The following is an 18,076-nucleotide window of genomic DNA, read 5'->3' on the forward strand; positions in this document are numbered from 1 at the left end:
GTATTATCCATAAAAATCAGCATTTCTCAGCAATATCATAGATAAGCCGTTCTGTATCTTCCCATCCGAGGCAAGGATCTGTGATGGAACAACCAGGAGTCATATGATCACTGATATCCTGACGGCCCTCGAGAAGGTAGCTTTCAATCATAACACCTTTCACCAGCTTTTTAAGTTCCGGATTATAATTACGACTGTGAAGTACTTCTGAGACAATTCGGATCTGCTCTTTGTATTGTTTATTGGAATTAGAGTGGTTGGCATCTATGATGATGGCAGGGTTCTTAAGATCTTTTTTGGCATATAAAGCAGACAGATGCATCAGATCTTCATAGTGGTAGTTAGGAATAGTCTGTCCGTACTGGTTTACACCTCCGCGGAGAATGGTATGTGCCAGATCGTTTCCTGAAGTTTCCACATCATTTCCTCTGTAGATAAAATGATGAGGATGCTGTGCAGCAGTGACGGAATTCAACATAACAGAAAGATCACCACTGGTAGGATTCTTCATACCAACCGGAATATCCATGCCACTGGCAGTGAGACGATGCTGTTGATTCTCTACGGAACGTGCACCTACAGCTTCGTAGGAGAGAATATCATCCAGATAGCTGCGATTTTCAGGATAAAGCATCTCATCTGCGGAAGAGAGTCCTGTTTCCTGCATAACTCTCATGTGCATCTTGCGGATAGCAATGATTCCGGCAAGAAGGTCAGGCGCTTTATCAGGATCTGGCTGATGTAACATTCCTTTGTAGCCGTCACCTGTGGTACGGGGCTTGTTTGTATAAACCCGTGGGATAATCATCAGTTTGTCAGAAACCTTATCGGCCACTGTTTCTAATTTGTGTACATATTCACAGACTGTATCTTCGTTATCTGCAGAGCAGGGTCCTACAAGAACCACAAATTTATCTGATTCACCGGTAAAAATGCGGCGTATTTCTTCATCCCTCTGTTTTTTTACTTTTTTGAGTTCCTGGCTGAGAGGGTACTGAGATTTCAGAACCTCCGGCAAAGGAAGCTCGTGATTGATTTTCATAGACATGATTTGTTTCCTCCATATAATATCATACAGGCTCTTGATAATGCCGGAACTCAGGAATGTTTTATACCTGACCGGACTGCCTGCACATTTTCCTCCACAAGTATAACATGGTGTTATCTAAAATTCCAGTACTTTAACACTTTAAATTGATATATTTTCAAAAACCTGCTGTAGATAATATTTTTGCTTAGTATAGCAGAAACTTAATATTCGCTGTACTAGCTTCACAAAAATGCTTTCAGATGTTACAATCAAATAAAGGGTATGAGGAAAGAAATCAAAGAGAAGCTGCCCGATGTAGATAAAACAACTATATGGGAAACTTGCAGATCCCGAATGTGCAGAAAATAAAAAGATAACAGGAGAAGGATAATAAAATGAGTACAAACAATATGAATAGATTTGAATTCAGAAGTATCAGACCGGAGGAGACACAGCAGGCAATAGAGATTGAGCAGATCTGCTTCCCGCCAAATGAAGCATGTTCCCCGAAAAGTCTGACAGAGAGAATAAAAGCAACAGCAGAGACATTTCTGGTAGCTGAGGATAAGGAAACCGGAAAGCTGGCTGCATTTCTTAATGGAGTTCCTACAGATGAGGATGCTTTCAGAGATGAATTCTTCACAGATATTTCTCTGAGTAATCCGGAAGGAAAAAATATTATGATTCTGGGTCTGGACGTCCGTCCGGAATATCGTATGCAGGGCCTGGGCCGTGAACTGGTATCCAGATACTGCCAGAGGGAAGCTCAAAAAGGACGAAAGAAACTTTTCCTCACCTGTCTGGATGAAAAAGTGAAGATGTATGAGAAATTCGGCTTTACAGATCTGGGCCAGGCAAATTCTACCTGGGGCGGAGAAGCCTGGCATGCCATGAGCATTGAGATTGGAAAATAATTAACGAGCAGAACAGACAGGAGAGTGTACAATGAGCCTATACGCAATCGGTGATTTTCATCTTTCGTTTACAGTCAATAAACCTATGGATGTATTTGATAAGAGATGGAAGAATCATGTGGCTAAGATCGAGAAGTACTGGAAGAGAAAAGTAACAGAGAATGATACAGTAGTGATTACCGGAGATCATTCCTGGGGGAGAGATCTTGCAGAGTGTCAGGCAGATCTGGATTTTATTATGGCTCTGCCGGGCAGGAAGATTCTGCTTCGGGGAAATCACGATATGTTCTGGGATGCGAAGAAGACAGAAGATCTGAATGAGATGTTCAGGGGAAAGCTGGAATTTTTGCAGAATAATTTTTATACATATGAGGATTATGCGTTGGTGGGAACTAAAGGTTACTGCTATGAAGGAAAAGATAGCTATGAGCATTTCCTGAAGATCAGAGAGAGGGAACTGGAGAGGCTGCGCTGCTCTTTTGAAGGGGCGAAGGCAGCAGGATACGAGAAGTTTATCATGTTTCTCCATTATCCGCCAACCAGTATTGGAGAAATGGAGAGTCCGTTTACCCTGATAGCACAGGAATTTGGTGTCGAGAAGGTAATCTATTCTCACTGTCATGGAGAGAAGCGGTATGATGACAGCTTTAAAGGCTATGTGGATGGAATAGAGTACAAGCTGGTGTCAGGTGATTATCTGAATTTTAAACCGGAGCTGGTTTTACGCTAATTATATTGTCTGGAAAAAATCCCTGGGAAGTATTATACTTTTCAGGGATGATTTTATGTGCTTTGAGAGAAAATATCTTCGGGGAGAAATGAGAAAATGAAGATTTACTACAGAGAGAAATCTGGCGGGATTGAAATTCTGCGGTGTTTTGGAATAGAAGGCAGAGTTGAGATTCCGGGAATGATAGAGGATAAATTGGTGATCAGTGCAGCACCATATGCATTTTCCAGCCATATGGATGAGAAGGAAGACCTGAGAAATGCCAGTCTGTGGGAAGTGTCAGATGGTCTTGAGTTTGGCAGAGAAGAGCATGTTCTGGCAGGAAATGATGTGGAGGAGATTGTTTTTCCTCACACCTTAAAAGAGATTGGACGATATATTTTTTATGGCTGTGGGAATCTGAGAAAACTGGAGTTTTCTGACAGCCTGATGCAGATAGGCTGTGGGGCATTTACAGGCTGCCATGCATTGGAGAAGCTGACTGTTCATATGAGACAGGGAAAGAAATCTGGTGTTAAGGAAATGTTGGGCGAGATGTGGCAGAGGATTGATGTAAACTTTCTTTATGAGTATGAGGAAGCCAGACTTGTATTTCCGGAGCATTATGATGAGGCAGTTGAGAACACTCCGGCGCGTATTCTGTATACGGAATATCATGGATCAGGAAGTAATTACAGACAGTGTTTTTATGATAAGGAGCTGAATTATCAGGAATATGACAGGCTTTTTGAAATGGCGGTAGCCATGGATAAGCTGGAAGTTCTGGTGGATATGTCATTTGGCAGACTGGAGTTTCCCTATGGACTGACCGGGAAAGCCAGGGAGAATTACAGGGAATATATCAGTAAGAATCTGGGAGATATTGCAGAATATCTGGTAAAGCAGGAGGATATGCACAGATTGGAAATGATATCCTCGCAAAAACTCTGGACACTGAAAGCAATCGATTCTGCTCTGGACTGTGCATCTCAGAGAAAAGAAACAGAAGTATCCGCATTTCTAATGAATGAAAGAGCAAATCTGGTGGATAACCAGGCAGAAACTATAGAAAAACCTTTGAATGTAAGAAATATAAGAAGAAAGAGGTTTGAACTGTGACAGATATAGAGGAAAATAAGGATGGAGCCAGAGGATAAAACACAGGAAATAGCAGAAAGAGCAGAGCGTCTGCAGGAGATTGGCAGCAGTATTCTCAGGGCTGCGAGGGATGAATTATATCTGGGAATGAGGTTTTTAGATGTGGCGCTGAGCAGTTTTTCTTATCAGATGGATGGTCAGATCCATGGGTTTGGAACTGACGGAAGAGTGATGTATTTTCAGCCGCAGATGCTGGGAGGCTTATATAGAGAGAACAGGATTCTGGTGAACAGAGGGTATCTGCATATGGTATTCCACTGTATTTTCCGGCATTTTGCATGGAGAGGTGCAGAAGGCAGGAAGAGGGCAGACGATGGAACCAAAATCCAGGAACGTATGCGTGATCTGAGCTGTGATATTGCAGTGGAGCATATGATAGATGGGATGAACTATCGGAGCATCCGTTTCTCGCGCAGTCTTCTGCGAAGAGAAACCTACCGTCTCCTTGAAAAAGAGGGCAAAACTCTTAATGCTCAGAGAGTGTATAAAATATTGTCAGAATGGAATCTGAGTGAAAAGGATTTTACAGATCTGGAACAGGAATTTCGCACAGATGATCACAGATACTGGGAAAGCAAGAAACCGGATCAGAAACCGAATCCCATGCTCAGCCGCAAATGGGGGGAGATCAATGATGGAATCGAGACGGATCTGGAAACTTTTTCACAGGAGGCAGGTGAGCGGGACGGAGATTTCCTGGAGCAGATAAAAACAGAGAACAGAAGCCGGTATGATTACAGAGAATTCCTGCGGAAATTTGCAGTTTTTCACGAAGAACTGGCAGTGGATGATGACAGTTTTGATTACAATTTCTATACCTATGGTCTGCGCCTCTATGGAAATATGCCGCTGATCGAACCACTGGAATCCAAAGAAGTTAAGAAGATAGAGGAGTTTGTGATCGTCATCGATACCTCCATGTCCTGTTCGGGAGAACTGGTGAGAAAGTTTCTGGAAGAAACCTACGGTGTACTTAGTGAAAGCGAGAACTTTTTTACAAAAATAAATGTGCACATCATTCAGTGTGATGAGAAAGTCCACACAGATAAAAAGATTACTTCTCAGAAAGAAATGAAAGATTATATGGAACATCTGGAACTGTATGGAGATGGCGGAACAGACTTCAGACCTGCATTTGAATGGGTGGACAAACTGCTGGAACAGCATGAATTTCATAACCTGAAAGGGTTGATCTATTTTACAGACGGATTCGGAATTTACCCGAAGAAAATGCCGCCATATAAGACTGTGTTTGTGTTTATGCAGGATAATTACAGAGATGTGGATGTGCCGGTATGGGCCATGAAATTGATCCTGGATGAGGATGATTTTGAGAAAACGGACAGGTAATGAAATAAAAAACTGAGTAAAAGTAAGAAGTGTTCAGCAGGAAAGGATTTACATTATGGATATAAAACGAGCAAAACAGGAGATAAAAGACTCAATAGAAGCATACCTTGCGAAGGATGAATTTGGAGAATATCTGATCCCTGCCATACGCCAGAGACCGATTCTCCTTATGGGGGCACCGGGAATCGGTAAGACGCAGATCATGGAACAGATTGCCAGGGAATGTAAGGTAGGTCTGGTATCTTATACCATCACCCATCACACCAGACAGAGTGCAGTAGGACTGCCCTTTATCAAAGAGAAAACCTTTGGAAGTGAAAGTTTTTCTGTCACAGAATATACTATGAGTGAGATTATTGCCTCTGTCTATGAGAAGATGAAGAAGACGGGGCTGAAAGAAGGGATTCTTTTTATTGATGAGATCAACTGCGTATCAGAGACCCTGGCGCCGATGATGCTGCAGTTTCTTCAGGGAAAGACCTTTGGCAATCAGAAAGTACCGGAAGGATGGGTGATCGTGACAGCAGGAAACCCGCCGGAATACAATAAATCTGTCCGCGAATTTGACGTAGTAACCCTTGACAGAATCAAGAGAATCGATGTGCAGCCGGATTTTGAAGTATGGAAAGAATATGCCTATGAGCAGGGAATCCATCCGGCTGTGATCTCTTATCTGGAGCTTCGCAGAAAGAATTTCTACAGAATGGAGAATACAGTAGACGGTCGTATTTTTGCCACTGCCAGAGGCTGGGAAGATCTTTCCAGGCTGATACAGGTATATGAAACACTGGGCAAAGAAGTGGACAGAGAGGTGGTATATCAGTATATTCAGCATCCCATGGTTGCCAAGGATTTTGCTTCGTATCTGGCACTTTACAATAAGTATAAGACAGATTATGCAGTGGAGGATCTGCTTCAGGGTAAATGGACACCCATCACTCTGGGAAAGATCCGCAATGCTTCACTGGATGAGCATCTGAGTATTGTTGGTCTGTTGAACGGAAAGCTCAGCCAATTATTTGCAGACTGCTATTTTATGGATGCCTATGTGACAAAGCTCTATGGCTACATGACAGAATACAGAGATAACCTTCCGGAAATGACTCTGGAATCCATTTATAAAAAGGTAGAAAATGATTTTCAGACTGCAAAAAAATCTGAGCTTCTCACTAAAAATGAAGAAAAAGTATTTATCCGTACAGTGAATTTCTTTGAAAATGAAATTTCAGAAAAAGGTACTTATGAGCAGACAAAAACCGCTTTTACAGCGGAGGCAGACAGTCTGGAAACACAGACAGAATATATCTCCAAGACGCTTCAGAATGTTTTTGATTTTATGGAAGCAGCATTTGGTGACAGCCAGGAAATGGTAGCCTTTATCACAGAACTGAATGCCAATTATTACAGTCTTTGGTTTATCCGTGAGAATGGTTCTGATCAGTATTATCGACATAATAAAGGGCTTCTTTTTGATGACAGGCAGAAAATAATTCTGAGTCAGATGGATATTCTGGAAAGGGAAATGCCAGATTCTTTGATTTAGATTATTTCAAAAACGATATACTGGGTATTTGATTTTTTTGTAAATCGTGGTATGCTGTTAACAGATAAAAATGTTGCTGTTTATACAAAAAGAGCAGTGATATGACGAAACGAGGAGGAATATAAAATGGAACTTGAAGTATTAAGAAAAGACATGGTTGCAGCTATGAAAGCGAAGGATAAAGTGACAAAGGAAGCGGTGTCTTCTCTGATTGCGGCAGTAAAGAAAGTGGCTATCGATGAAGGTTGCCGTGATGAGATTAAGAGTGATCTGGTGGACAGAGTGATTCTGAAAGAACTGAAAACTGTAAAAGAACAGCTGGATACCTGTCCGGAGAGCCGTGAGGATCTGAAGGCTGAATACCAGGCAAGATATGATGTGATTGCCAAATATGCGCCAAAACAGATGGATGCAGCGGAAGTAAAAGCATATCTGGAAGAAAAATTTGCGGACGTGATCGCAACAAAAAATAAGGGCCAGATCATGAAGGCTGTTATGGCTGATATGAAGGGAAAAGCAGACGGAAAGGTGATCAATCAGGTTGTTGCAGAGCTCTGCAAGTAATATGTGAAGAACATGATCATCCAGAAATTTTTGTATGCAGAAAGCTGGATAGTTATCAAAATAGCCGCAGTATGCTGGAGTGTCCGGATACTGCGGTATTTTATTAGGAGGTGAATATGTATGGAGTTTCAGCATGAACTGATCATTCCTAATGAGGGACTTCCGTTTAAGGTTTTTCTGTTTGAAGGGGAAAACGGTAATTACGTGCGGGAGAAGCACTGGCATACATCTATAGAGATTTTTGCTGTGATGGAAGGGAGTTTGGATTTTTTTGTAAATAAGGAAGAATATCCTTTGAAAGCGGGAGAGCAGATTATTATCAATTCCAATGAGCTCCATTCTATCCATGCTGTGGAGAAAAATAAAACGGTAGTTCTGCAGATTCCTCTGAAACAGTTTGAGAATTATTTTACTGCTCAGAGATATATTCGTTTTCGGGGGCAGGAGGAGCTGGTGGATAAGAAACTGGCTTCTCTGCTTCGTAAATTATATCATGTGTATTCTGAACGGAAAATTGGATATGAGTTTCGGACAATTTCTATTTTTTATGAGATCATGTATATTCTAGTGAAGGATTATCGTGTGACAGAGACCAGGGAGAAAGATATTCGACACAGCCGCCGTCTGGATGCATTGTCAAAAATCACCACATATATGCGTGAGCATTACAGGGAGGAACTGAAGCTTTCTGATGTGGCTGCCACCTTTGGATACTCGGATGCATATTTGTCGCGAATGTTCCAAAAATATGCAAAAATTAACTATAAAACCTATTTGCAGGATATTCGTATGGCATATGCGTACAGAGATTTGCTGAATACAGACCATACGATTAGTCAGATTGCACTAGATAATGGATTCTGCAGCAGCAGGGGTTTTTCTGGAGAATTTCAGAAAAGATATGGGCTGCTTCCCAGTGAGATGCGAAAGCAGATAAATGAAAAAGGTCAAAAAAACGCTATAGATTAGACAAGAAAACTGGCGAAAAAGTGACATTTATTCTGATATACTCTAAGCACAGTCAAGAAAACGTAATATCTACAGAACATAAGGAGGTTTTTAGAGTGAAAATTCAGAACGTAACAGATGCTTCCTTCCGTAAATATGGAAAGGTGCTTGAAGGGTATGACTTCAGTGCTCTTCTCAAAGAGATGAAACATACACCGGTTCCGGATGATGTGGTTTACGTACCATCTGTTGAGGAGCTGGAAGCTCTGGATGTAGCAAAAGCATTGCAGAACAAAGGATTTGGCGGAATTCCCATTGAAATTGGATACTGCAACGGACATAACAAGAAATTAAATGCAGTAGAATATCATCGCAGCTCTGAAATCAATGTAGCGGTAACAGATCTGGTTCTGCTTATCGGAAGCCAGCAGGATATCACAGATGATCTTACCTATGATACTTCTAAGATCGAAGCATTCCTGGTACCTGCAGGTACAGGTATTGAAGTATATGCAACTACACTTCATTATGCACCCTGCAATGTACAGGATGGCGGTTTTCAGTGTGTAGTTGTACTTCCGGCAGGAACCAATACAGATCTTACATTTGAAACAGCTAAGACAGGCGAGGACAGCCTGCTGACAGCTAAGAACAAATGGCTCATTGCGCATGAAGATGCGGCGATTGAAGGTGCAGTAAACGGACTTCGTGGAGAGAATATCACAATCGACTGAGTTTTTCAGAATCTGTAGCAGCAGAGTATCAGAACATAGTAAATGGAATAACAAAATCATATAAATACATATCAAATTATGGAGGAACTTATATTATGAACAATATACCAGTAGTAAAACTTGGATTAATCGCAGTAAGCCGTGACTGTTTCCCGATTCAGCTTTCTGAAAAGAGACGTGCAGCAATCAAGGAAACTTATAAAGGTGAACTTTATGAATGTCCTGTAACTGTTGAGAATGAAAAGGATATGGAGAAAGCTCTTGAAGATGTAAACAAAGCAGAGTGTAATGCGCTGGTTGTTTTCCTTGGAAACTTCGGACCTGAAACTCCTGAAACTCTGATCGCAGAGAGATTTGACGGACCTTGCATGTATGTAGCAGCAGCAGAAGGTGACGGCGATATGATCAACGGTAGAGGTGATGCTTACTGTGGTATGCTTAACTGCTCCTACAACTTAAAAATGCGTCATCTGAAAGCATATATTCCGGAATATCCTGTTGGAACAGCAGATGATATTGCAAAGATGATCGCTGATTTCGTACCGGTTGCACGTGCAGTCATCGGTGTCAGCAATCTTAAGATCATTACTTTCGGACCACGTCCACAGGACTTCTTCGCATGCAACGCACCTATTAAAGGCCTCTATGAGCTGGGCGTTGAGATTGAAGAGAACTCAGAGCTTGATCTTCTTGTTTCTTTCAAAGAGCATGAAAATGATCCTCGTATCCCGGAAGTTTGTGCAGATATGGAAAAAGAGATGGGCGAAGGCAAATATTATGCTGACCTTAATGTGAAAATGGCACAGTTTGAGCTTACACTTCTTGACTGGGCAGAGGCTCATAAGGGAGCAAGAAAATACGTTGCATTTGCTGACAAATGCTGGCCTGCATTCCCGTCACAGTTTGGATTTGAACCTTGCTACGTAAACAGCCGTCTGGCTTCCAGAGGAATCCCGGTATCCTGTGAGGTTGATATCTACGGAGCACTCAGCGAGTACATCGGACTTTGCATTTCCAATGATGCAGTTACATTGCTTGATATCAACAACTCTGTTCCACAGTATATCTATGATGAAGATATCAAAGGAAAATACGATTATAAGCTTACTGATACATTTATGGGATTCCATTGTGGAAATACTCCTGCATGCAAGATGTGTGATTCCAGAGCCGTTAAATATCAGCTGATCCAGCACAGACTTCTTGAGCCGGAAGGATCCGAACCAGACTTCACAAGAGGAACTCTTGAAGGCGATATCGCTGCATCTGACATTACATTCTATCGTTTACAGTGCAATTCTGAGGGCGAGCTGGTTTCTTATGTTGCAGAAGGTGAAGTACTGGATGTACCTACAAGATCATTCGGTGGTATCGGTATTTTCGCAATCAAAGAAATGGGAAGATTCTACCGTCACGTACTGATTGAGGGAAACTATCCGCATCATGGAGCAGTTATGTTTGGACATTACGGAAAAGCATTCTATGAGGTAGTGAAATTCCTTGGACTGGATGTTAAGAAGATTGGATACAACCAGCCGGCAGGTGTAAGATACCCGACAGAAAATCCATGGGGTTAATGAGAAATCAGTAAAACGGATTATTAATGTTCATGTGAAGTGAATGAATCTGAATACAGAATAAATAAACTGACACTATATTAAAGGCATCCCGGGGCTTTGCTCTGGGATGTATTAGATTAACCTGACATGAGAAAATGAGTCAGTAAGAATCCTGTTAACAGTAAATGATTAAAGATAAAGACGCATAAAATAGAAAAGGAGAGCATTATGTATTATATTGGTATTGACCTTGGTACTTCCGCTGTAAAACTTCTTCTTATGGAAGAATCAGGAAAAATCTGTAACATCGTATCCAGAGAATATCCTTTATTTTTTCCGCATCCGGGCTGGTCTGAGCAGAAACCGGAGGACTGGTTTGCACAGAGCATGGAAGGTATGAAAGAACTGACAAAGGATATTGACAGAGCCCAGGTAGCAGGAATCGGTTTCGGCGGACAGATGCATGGTCTGGTAACTCTTGACAAGGATGACAATGTGATCCGTCCTGCAATCCTCTGGAATGACGGACGTACAGGTGAAGAGACAGAATATCTGAATACAGTGATCGGAAAGGACAAACTTTCCCAGTATACAGCAAATATTGCTTTCGCAGGCTTCACAGCACCTAAGATCCTCTGGATGCAGAAAAATGAGCCTGAGAACTTTAAGAAGGTAGTAAAGATCATGCTTCCCAAGGATTATCTGGCATATCGTCTGTCTGGTTCCTTCTGTACAGATGTTTCTGATGCTTCCGGTATGCTTCTTCTTGATGTAAAGAACCGCTGCTGGTCAAAAGAAATGCTGGAGATCTGTGGAATCACAGAAGAGCAGCTTCCGAAACTGTATGAGAGCTGGGAAGTAGTAGGAACTCTGAAACCTGAGATTGCGAAAGAACTTGGATTCAGTGAAAATGTAAAGGTTGTTGCAGGTGCAGGTGACAATGCGGCAGCTGCTGTAGGAACAGGTACAGTTGGCGACGGTCAGTGTAATATTTCCCTTGGAACATCTGGAACTGTGTTTATTTCCAGCAAGAACTTTGGTGTGGACGAAAATAATGCACTTCATTCTTTCTGTCATGCAGACGGAAGCTATCATCTCATGGGATGCATGCTCAGCGCAGCTTCCTGTAACAAATGGTGGGCAGAGGAGATTCTTCAGACAAAGGACTTCGCAGCAGAGCAGGCTCCGATTCAGAAGCTGGGAGAGAATCATGTATTCTTCCTTCCATATTTGATGGGAGAGCGCTCACCTCATAATAATCCTGATGCAAGAGGTGTATTCTTCGGAATGTCCATGGACAGCACAAGAGCAGACATGACACAGGCTGTTCTGGAAGGTGTTGCATTTGGCCTTCGCGATTCTCTGGAAGTTGCAAGAAGTCTTGGAATCAAAATTGAGAGAACCAAGATCTGTGGTGGCGGAGCTAAGAGTCCGCTGTGGAAGAAGATCATTGCAAACGTTATGAACCTGAAGGTTGATGTTCTGGAGAACGAAGAAGGACCGTCCATGGGTGGAGCTATGCTGGCAGCAGTGGGATGCGGTGCTTATCCGGATGTAGAAACCATCGGAAAGAAATTTGCCAAAGTTGTTGATACTGTAGAACCGGATCCTGAACTGGTTGCAAAATATGAAGAGAGATATCAGAAGTTCAGAACACTGTATCCGGCTATGAAGCCACTGTTCTAATGGAATATCCGCTTGATAACTGGGGTTGTTGTACTCATTTAGTACAACAACCCTGTTTTGATGTGCATCTGACGATGACCAATCACCACCGTGTATTTGACTTATGACATATCAGGAAAAAGGCAGCTTCAGGAATTCTTCCATGGCTCTGCTGATATAGCGGCCTTTCTTCCAGTAAAAAAATACAGTACGTTTACTGTTCTGACCGGGCAGCTTATAAAAAACCAGTTCTGAATTTGTTGGAACTCTGGAAAGCAGAAGGTCTCCGATGAAAGTGATACCCATTCCTAAACATGCAATATTATAGGCAGTCATCTGCTGATCCAGGCGAAATACTACAGAAGGCGAAAAGTGATTTTCCTGACAAATAGTCAGTGCACGCTTACCGGTATCGTTATCTGAACGAAGAACAATAAAGGGTTCGTTTTTAAATTTGTTTAAAGGAACAGAAGGAACATCAGAAGAGCGGAACTGACCGTTTCGGATTTCCTCAATAGGAATCTGATATTCCAGCAGTCTGGTATTTACTGAATAATTTTTGGGAACCGCTAGAAGAAGTTGTTCTTTCTGGTAGGTATAATGTTCAAAAATCTGGTTATCCAGGATGCAGTTATCAATCATCAAATCTAACTTTCCGGCCTGGAGAAACTGGGATAGCTTTGCTGTACTTTCTTCTACAAGAGAAATTTGAATATGGGGAAATTTTTGGGAAAAATCAGCAATAAGGGGAGGCAGAATCCATGAAGAAAAGAAGTTACTGCCACCTACATTGAGAGTTCCTGTTTTGAGATTTCCAAGATCTAACAGGAAATTTTCAAGATTATTTTCAATATCCATGACTTTTTCAACAGCCTCTATATAATGTTCTCCAACTTCAGTTAACTGCAAAGGTTTGGTGCTTCGATCAAAAATAGGATAGCCAATACGGTTTTCTACACGTTTTACATTGGCGCTTAAAGAAGGCTGCGAAATGAAAAGGGTAGCAGCAGCTTTGGAAAAGCTTTTTTCCTTGTATACTTCATAAATATATTCCATTCCCTGAAACATATGATCCCTCCAATATATAATCTAAACACTATATATTTTATAAAAATATATGTATTTGATTATATTATAGCAGAGATATATAATAAGGGCAAATACATGGGAGGGAGAATGTTACTGTTCACTCCGTTCACAGTAACGTAGCCAAAATTCATTCCAGATTGCCTGCGGCAATGGAATTTTGGCTTGTATGTCTCGGGATTTTGGCATATTCATGCCAAAACACCTCGCGGAATAGTGATGTGTGAACAGTAACGGGAGAATAACTATGAAAAAAACAGACTATCGTGTAGAAAGAGATTCTATTGGTGTAAAGGATATTCCAGAAGATGTATATTATGGAGTTCAATCCTTACGTGCAGCTGAAAACTTTCACATTACAGGGCTGAATATGCATCCGGAAATTATTAACAGTCTTGCATACATAAAAAAAGCATCAGCCATAACCAATTGTGAGGTAGGTCTTCTTGAGAAGAAAAAAGCCCAGGCCATTGTCCAGGCATGTGATGAAATTATTTCAGGACAATTCCACAATGAATTTATTGTGGATCCTATTCAGGGAGGTGCAGGCACATCTTTAAATATGAATGCCAATGAAGTAATTGCAAATCGCGCCATTGAGATTCTGGGAGGGAAAAAGGGTGATTATACAATTATAAACCCTAACGATGATGTGAATTGTGGACAGTCTACCAATGACGTTATTCCTACTGCCGGTAAAATGACTTCTCTTCGTCTGCTGCGGAATCTGAAGAAACAGCTTCTTCGTCTCTACGATGCTCTTAATAAAAAAGCGGTAGAGTTTGATCACGTAATTAAAATGGGACGTACACAGATGCAGGATGCAGTGCCGATTCGTCTGGGACAGGAATTTAAGGCATATTCGGTAGCAATCATGCGTGATATCCACAGAATGGATAAAGCAATGGATGAAATGCGGACTCTTAATATGGGAGGTACTGCTATTGGAACAGGAATTAATGCTGATGAAGGTTATCTGAGAAGAATTGTTCCAAATCTTACTGAAATATCGGGAATGGACTTTATACAGGCCTTTGATTTGATTGATTCCACTCAGAATCTGGATCCATTTGTAGCTGTTTCCGGTGCTGTGAAAGCATGTGCGGTGACTCTTTCCAAAATGTCAAATGATCTCCGCCTGATGTCCTCTGGTCCACGTACTGGTTTTGGTGAGATTAATCTTCCGGCAAAACAGAATGGCTCCTCTATTATGCCAGGCAAAGTTAATCCGGTTATTCCTGAAGTAGTGAATCAGGTTGCTTTTAATATTATTGGTAATGATGTTACCATTACCATGGCTGCAGAGGCTGGTCAGCTGGAATTAAATGCATTTGAGCCGATTATTTTCTATTGTATGTTCCAGTCTATCGATACTCTTGGATATGCAGTCCAGACACTGGTAGATAATTGTATTGTAGGAATTACAGCAAATGAAGAAAGATGCCGTTATCTGGTAGAAAACAGTGTAGGTATTATCACTGCGATCAGTCCTCATCTTGGATATCAGAAGGCTGCAGATATTGCAAAAAAGGCAATTAAGACAGGTGAATCTGTAAGAAGTCTGATTCTGCAAGAAAAGCTTATGGACGAGGATGAACTTAATCGTATTCTGGATCCGATCCATATGACGGAACCTGGTATTTCCGGAAAAGATTATCTTATAAAAAAATAAGAAAAAAACAGGCGGGAAATTTTTCCCGCCTGTAAAATTGTCTGGACATAAATCATATTTAAATATGATTTTTTATTTTGAAGTTAAGTTCTGTGAGATTAGAACAGACCTGTAATCTTACCTGTCTCGTCTACGTCGATTCTCTCAGCAGCCGGAACTTTAGGAAGACCTGGCATTGTCATGATCTCGCCTGTAAGAGCTACGATGAATCCTGCACCTGCGGAAATCTTTAGGTTACGTACTGTAACTTCGAAGTCTGTAGGAGCACCCAGTTTAGTCTGGTCATCTGTTAAGCTGTACTGTGTCTTAGCTACACAGATCGGGCAGTTGCCGAATCCAAGAGCTTCTAACTGTTTCGCCTGTTTCTGAGCGTTAGCTGTCAGAACCACTCTCTTACCGCCGTATACTTTCTGAACGATCTGGTTCAGCTTGTCTTCGATAGAACCTTCCAGTTCATATGCATAGGAGAAGTCGTTTGGCTCCTCAACAAGACGGATAACTTCTTCTGCAAGTTTGATTCCGCCTTCGCCGCCTTTTGCCCATACTTCAGAAAGAGCAACGTTAACACCCAGTTCTTTACATTTAGCTTCTACAAAGTCAAGCTCTGCTTTTGTATCTGTAGGGAATGCGTTGATAGCAACAACACATGGAAGTTTGTATACGTTTTTGATGTTGGAAACATGTTTTAACAGGTTCGGGATACCTTTTTCCAGAGCTTCCAGGTTTTCATTGTTGAGGTCAGCTTTTGCAACGCCACCGTTGTATTTCAGGGCACGTACAGTAGCTACGATTACAACTGCGCTTGGTTTTAAGCCAGCCATACGGCATTTGATATCAAGGAATTTCTCAGCACCCAGGTCAGCGCCGAAACCAGCTTCTGTGATTGCATAATCAGCAAGCTTCATAGCCATCTTTGTAGCTGTTACAGAGTTACATCCGTGAGCGATGTTTGCGAATGGTCCGCCGTGTACGATTGCAGGAACGTGTTCCAGAGTCTGTACAAGGTTTGGTTTCAGAGCATCTTTTAACAGAGCTGTCATAGCGCCTTCAGCGTGAAGGTCACCAGCTGTTACAGGTTTCTGCTCGGAAACTTTGCCGTATGTATATCCGATGATGATCTTGGATAATCTTTCTTTCAGGTCTTTGATGTCGCTTGCAAGACAGAGAACTGCCATGATTTCAGATGCAACTGTGATGTCGTATCCGTCTTCACGAGGCATACCGTTTGTCTTTCCGCCAAGGCCGTCTACTACATTACGAAGCTGACGGTCGTTCATATCTACACATCTTCTCCATGTGATCTTACGAGGGTCAATGTTTAATGCGTTGCCCTGGAAGATATGGTTATCAATCATAGCTGCCAGTAAGTTGTTAGCTGCGCCAATGGCATGGAAGTCACCTGTGAAGTGAAGGTTAATATCTTCCATAGGAACAACCTGTGCATATCCGCCGCCTGCTGCACCACCTTTTACACCGAATACCGGTCCTAAGGATGGCTCACGAAGAGCTACCATAACACTCTTGCCAAGTCTCTGCATACCATCTGCAAGACCTACAGTAGTAGTAGTTTTACCTTCTCCTGCTGGAGTTGGGTTGATAGCTGTAACGAGGATTAATTTTCCATCCTTCTTATCACTTTCTTTCAGAAGATTGTAATCAATTTTTGCTTTATATTTTCCGTACTGCTCCAGATATTTATCATCAATACCTGCTTTTTCTGCAATCTGAGTGATTGGAAGCATTTCGCATTCCTGTGCAATTTCGATGTCTGATTTGAATCCCATAAGTGTTTTTCTCCTTTCGTCTCCGCATAAACATGAAAAACTTATATTACTGTTCATTTGTTACTGTGCACTCTGCGATCAGTAACAATTTATTCATTGAAGGAATGATCGATCAGCCCGTCAGATGAATAAAAGTATTGTTTCATCCGATAAAAAAAGGCCAGTATCTGAAATTTTCAAATACTGCCCAGACGGTCGGCTTCTACAAACCTCCGACTCCCCGTGGTTTGCATTCCACTCTTTCCGTCAGTACTCGAAGGTTCCTTCAATTGATGACAATAGTATATCATTTTGAGAAAAAAATGTCAAGAAAATTTTTGCTGAAATGTCAAAAAAATTAAGTAAACTGGACGAAAGTTGTGTAAAATTAATAATGAAAAACCAGAGTATCTATAATTGTTGGGAAAAATTTGCTTTTTCAAGGAAATGGAATTGTTAAAAAATAGACATGGTTTTATAGTAGAATGAAGATTATGTAAAGGAAAGGTTAAACCTTGCAGTTTATAGGAATTTCATAAAAAGTTTATGATTATATTAGTTGCTACCTGTGGTAAATATGGTAGAATAAGAATAATAAGTGCACAGAAATCTCCTGCTTCAATTATCATAAGCAGTGTATGGGGATTTATATTTTGGCAAAGTGGAGTGTAAAAGATGAGATGAACAGACAAGAATTTTTGGAAATCCTGAGAAGCCAGCTTGCCGGTCACATGCAGGAGGGCAAGGCTGCAGCACATGTACGATACTATGAAGATTATATACAGTCCCAGGTACGCGGTGGTCGTACAGAGCAGGAAGTGCTTGATCAGCTGGGAGATCCCAGGTTGATAGCAAAAACTCTTATTGATACAGAGGGAGATACCGTAGATGAGGAATATGGAGCCTATTCCTCCTGTGGATCTGGATTAGAACCGCCACCCCAGCCGGAGAAGCGGTGGAAAAAAGTTTTGGACCTTTCAACCTGGTCAGGGAAGCTTGTTGTGATTGTGGCAGCTGTTGTAGCGATTATTTTATTGCTTATAGTAATTGGTGCCGTTCTTCCGTTTTTTATTATTCTGATTATCATTTTATCTGTTATTTCCTGGTTTACCAAGAGAAGTCACTGATCAAAAGAGAACTCCCTTTGGGAGCTTTCTTTTGATCTGTCTTATAGTTTTATCTAATATTCTTTTTAGTACCCTTTTTATTCAGTTATTTATATTTTTCATATGGTTTCATATCTTCGCCTTAGTCTTATCTGAAGTGTGTTATTCCCTAATCCTGCCAGGCAGCAGGTAAATCTCAATTTTATTATTTTTATAAAGGCAGAAAACAGGATTTTTGCACAGGAATCCTTTTTTCTGTATACCAAATGGAAAGG

General features: G+C 41.3%; 15 protein-coding genes and 1 riboswitch. Of the genes, 12 read left to right on the forward strand and 3 right to left on the reverse strand.

What is annotated here, in order from left to right; genetic code table 11:
- Positions 1–16: 16 nt before the first annotated feature.
- A complete protein-coding gene (locus H8Z82_RS01790) occupies positions 17–1,048 on the reverse strand; it encodes a 3-deoxy-7-phosphoheptulonate synthase (RefSeq protein WP_186994064.1) in 1,032 nt (343 codons plus the stop codon).
- Positions 1,049–1,425: 377 nt separating this feature from the next.
- Here H8Z82_RS01790 and H8Z82_RS01795 point away from each other — a divergent pair, with 377 nt between their 5' ends.
- From H8Z82_RS01795 to xylB, 10 genes are all read left to right on the forward strand, one after another.
- A complete protein-coding gene (locus H8Z82_RS01795; protein WP_186994065.1) occupies positions 1,426–1,944 on the forward strand; it encodes a GNAT family N-acetyltransferase in 519 nt (172 codons plus the stop codon).
- 31 nt (positions 1,945–1,975) lie between these two features.
- The gene (locus tag H8Z82_RS01800) at positions 1,976–2,674 is read left to right on the forward strand and encodes a metallophosphoesterase (RefSeq protein ID WP_186994066.1); all 699 of its coding nucleotides are present in this window, start codon (positions 1,976–1,978) and stop codon (positions 2,672–2,674) included.
- A gap of 96 nt (positions 2,675–2,770) precedes the next feature.
- Positions 2,771–3,772: a leucine-rich repeat protein gene (locus tag H8Z82_RS01805; protein WP_186994067.1), complete on the forward strand. Its 1,002-nt coding sequence runs from the start codon at positions 2,771–2,773 to the stop codon at positions 3,770–3,772.
- 21 nt (positions 3,773–3,793) lie between these two features.
- On the forward strand, positions 3,794–5,161 hold the full coding sequence (locus tag H8Z82_RS01810; protein WP_186994068.1) for a vWA domain-containing protein: 1,368 nt from the start codon (positions 3,794–3,796) through the stop codon (positions 5,159–5,161).
- Between the two features lie 55 nt (positions 5,162–5,216).
- A complete protein-coding gene (locus H8Z82_RS01815) occupies positions 5,217–6,704 on the forward strand; it encodes an ATP-binding protein (protein ID WP_186994069.1) in 1,488 nt (495 codons plus the stop codon).
- 126 nt (positions 6,705–6,830) lie between these two features.
- Entirely contained in the window at positions 6,831–7,268 is a 438-nt protein-coding gene (locus H8Z82_RS01820; protein ID WP_008708123.1) for a GatB/YqeY domain-containing protein, read from the forward strand.
- A 120-nt stretch (positions 7,269–7,388) separates the two neighbouring features.
- Positions 7,389–8,237 (forward strand): AraC family transcriptional regulator, encoded by an 849-nt coding sequence (locus tag H8Z82_RS01825; protein WP_019160638.1) that lies wholly within the window; start codon positions 7,389–7,391, stop codon positions 8,235–8,237.
- Positions 8,238–8,332: 95 nt separating this feature from the next.
- Positions 8,333–8,950, forward strand: a complete 618-nt coding sequence (locus H8Z82_RS01830) for a DUF4867 family protein (RefSeq protein WP_186994070.1) — start codon at positions 8,333–8,335, stop codon at positions 8,948–8,950.
- A 95-nt stretch (positions 8,951–9,045) separates the two neighbouring features.
- Complete coding sequence (locus tag H8Z82_RS01835; RefSeq protein WP_186994071.1) at positions 9,046–10,527, forward strand: L-fucose/L-arabinose isomerase family protein; 1,482 nt, start codon at positions 9,046–9,048, stop codon at positions 10,525–10,527.
- Positions 10,528–10,737: 210 nt separating this feature from the next.
- On the forward strand, positions 10,738–12,195 hold the full coding sequence (gene xylB, locus H8Z82_RS01840) for a xylulokinase (RefSeq protein ID WP_020435915.1): 1,458 nt from the start codon (positions 10,738–10,740) through the stop codon (positions 12,193–12,195).
- A gap of 111 nt (positions 12,196–12,306) precedes the next feature.
- On the opposite strand, the gene H8Z82_RS01845 is transcribed toward xylB, so the two are convergent.
- Complete coding sequence (locus tag H8Z82_RS01845; RefSeq protein WP_186994072.1) at positions 12,307–13,242, reverse strand: LysR family transcriptional regulator; 936 nt, start codon at positions 13,240–13,242, stop codon at positions 12,307–12,309.
- Positions 13,243–13,507: 265 nt separating this feature from the next.
- Here H8Z82_RS01845 and H8Z82_RS01850 point away from each other — a divergent pair, with 265 nt between their 5' ends.
- On the forward strand, positions 13,508–14,932 hold the full coding sequence (locus H8Z82_RS01850) for an aspartate ammonia-lyase (RefSeq protein WP_186994073.1): 1,425 nt from the start codon (positions 13,508–13,510) through the stop codon (positions 14,930–14,932).
- Positions 14,933–15,030: 98 nt separating this feature from the next.
- On the opposite strand, the gene H8Z82_RS01855 is transcribed toward H8Z82_RS01850, so the two are convergent.
- Positions 15,031–16,716, reverse strand: a complete 1,686-nt coding sequence (locus H8Z82_RS01855) for a formate--tetrahydrofolate ligase (RefSeq protein ID WP_055199687.1) — start codon at positions 16,714–16,716, stop codon at positions 15,031–15,033.
- Positions 16,717–16,894: 178 nt separating this feature from the next.
- Positions 16,895–16,980, reverse strand: a riboswitch (ZMP/ZTP riboswitch).
- A gap of 368 nt (positions 16,981–17,348) precedes the next feature.
- Here H8Z82_RS01855 and H8Z82_RS01860 point away from each other — a divergent pair.
- Positions 17,349–17,822: a DUF1700 domain-containing protein gene (locus H8Z82_RS01860; RefSeq protein WP_243176370.1), complete on the forward strand. Its 474-nt coding sequence runs from the start codon at positions 17,349–17,351 to the stop codon at positions 17,820–17,822.
- Positions 17,823–18,076 lie beyond the last annotated feature (254 nt).

Origin of the sequence: Blautia difficilis, from assembly GCF_014297245.1 — a bacterium.
GTDB lineage: Bacteria > Bacillota > Clostridia > Lachnospirales > Lachnospiraceae > Blautia_A > Blautia_A difficilis.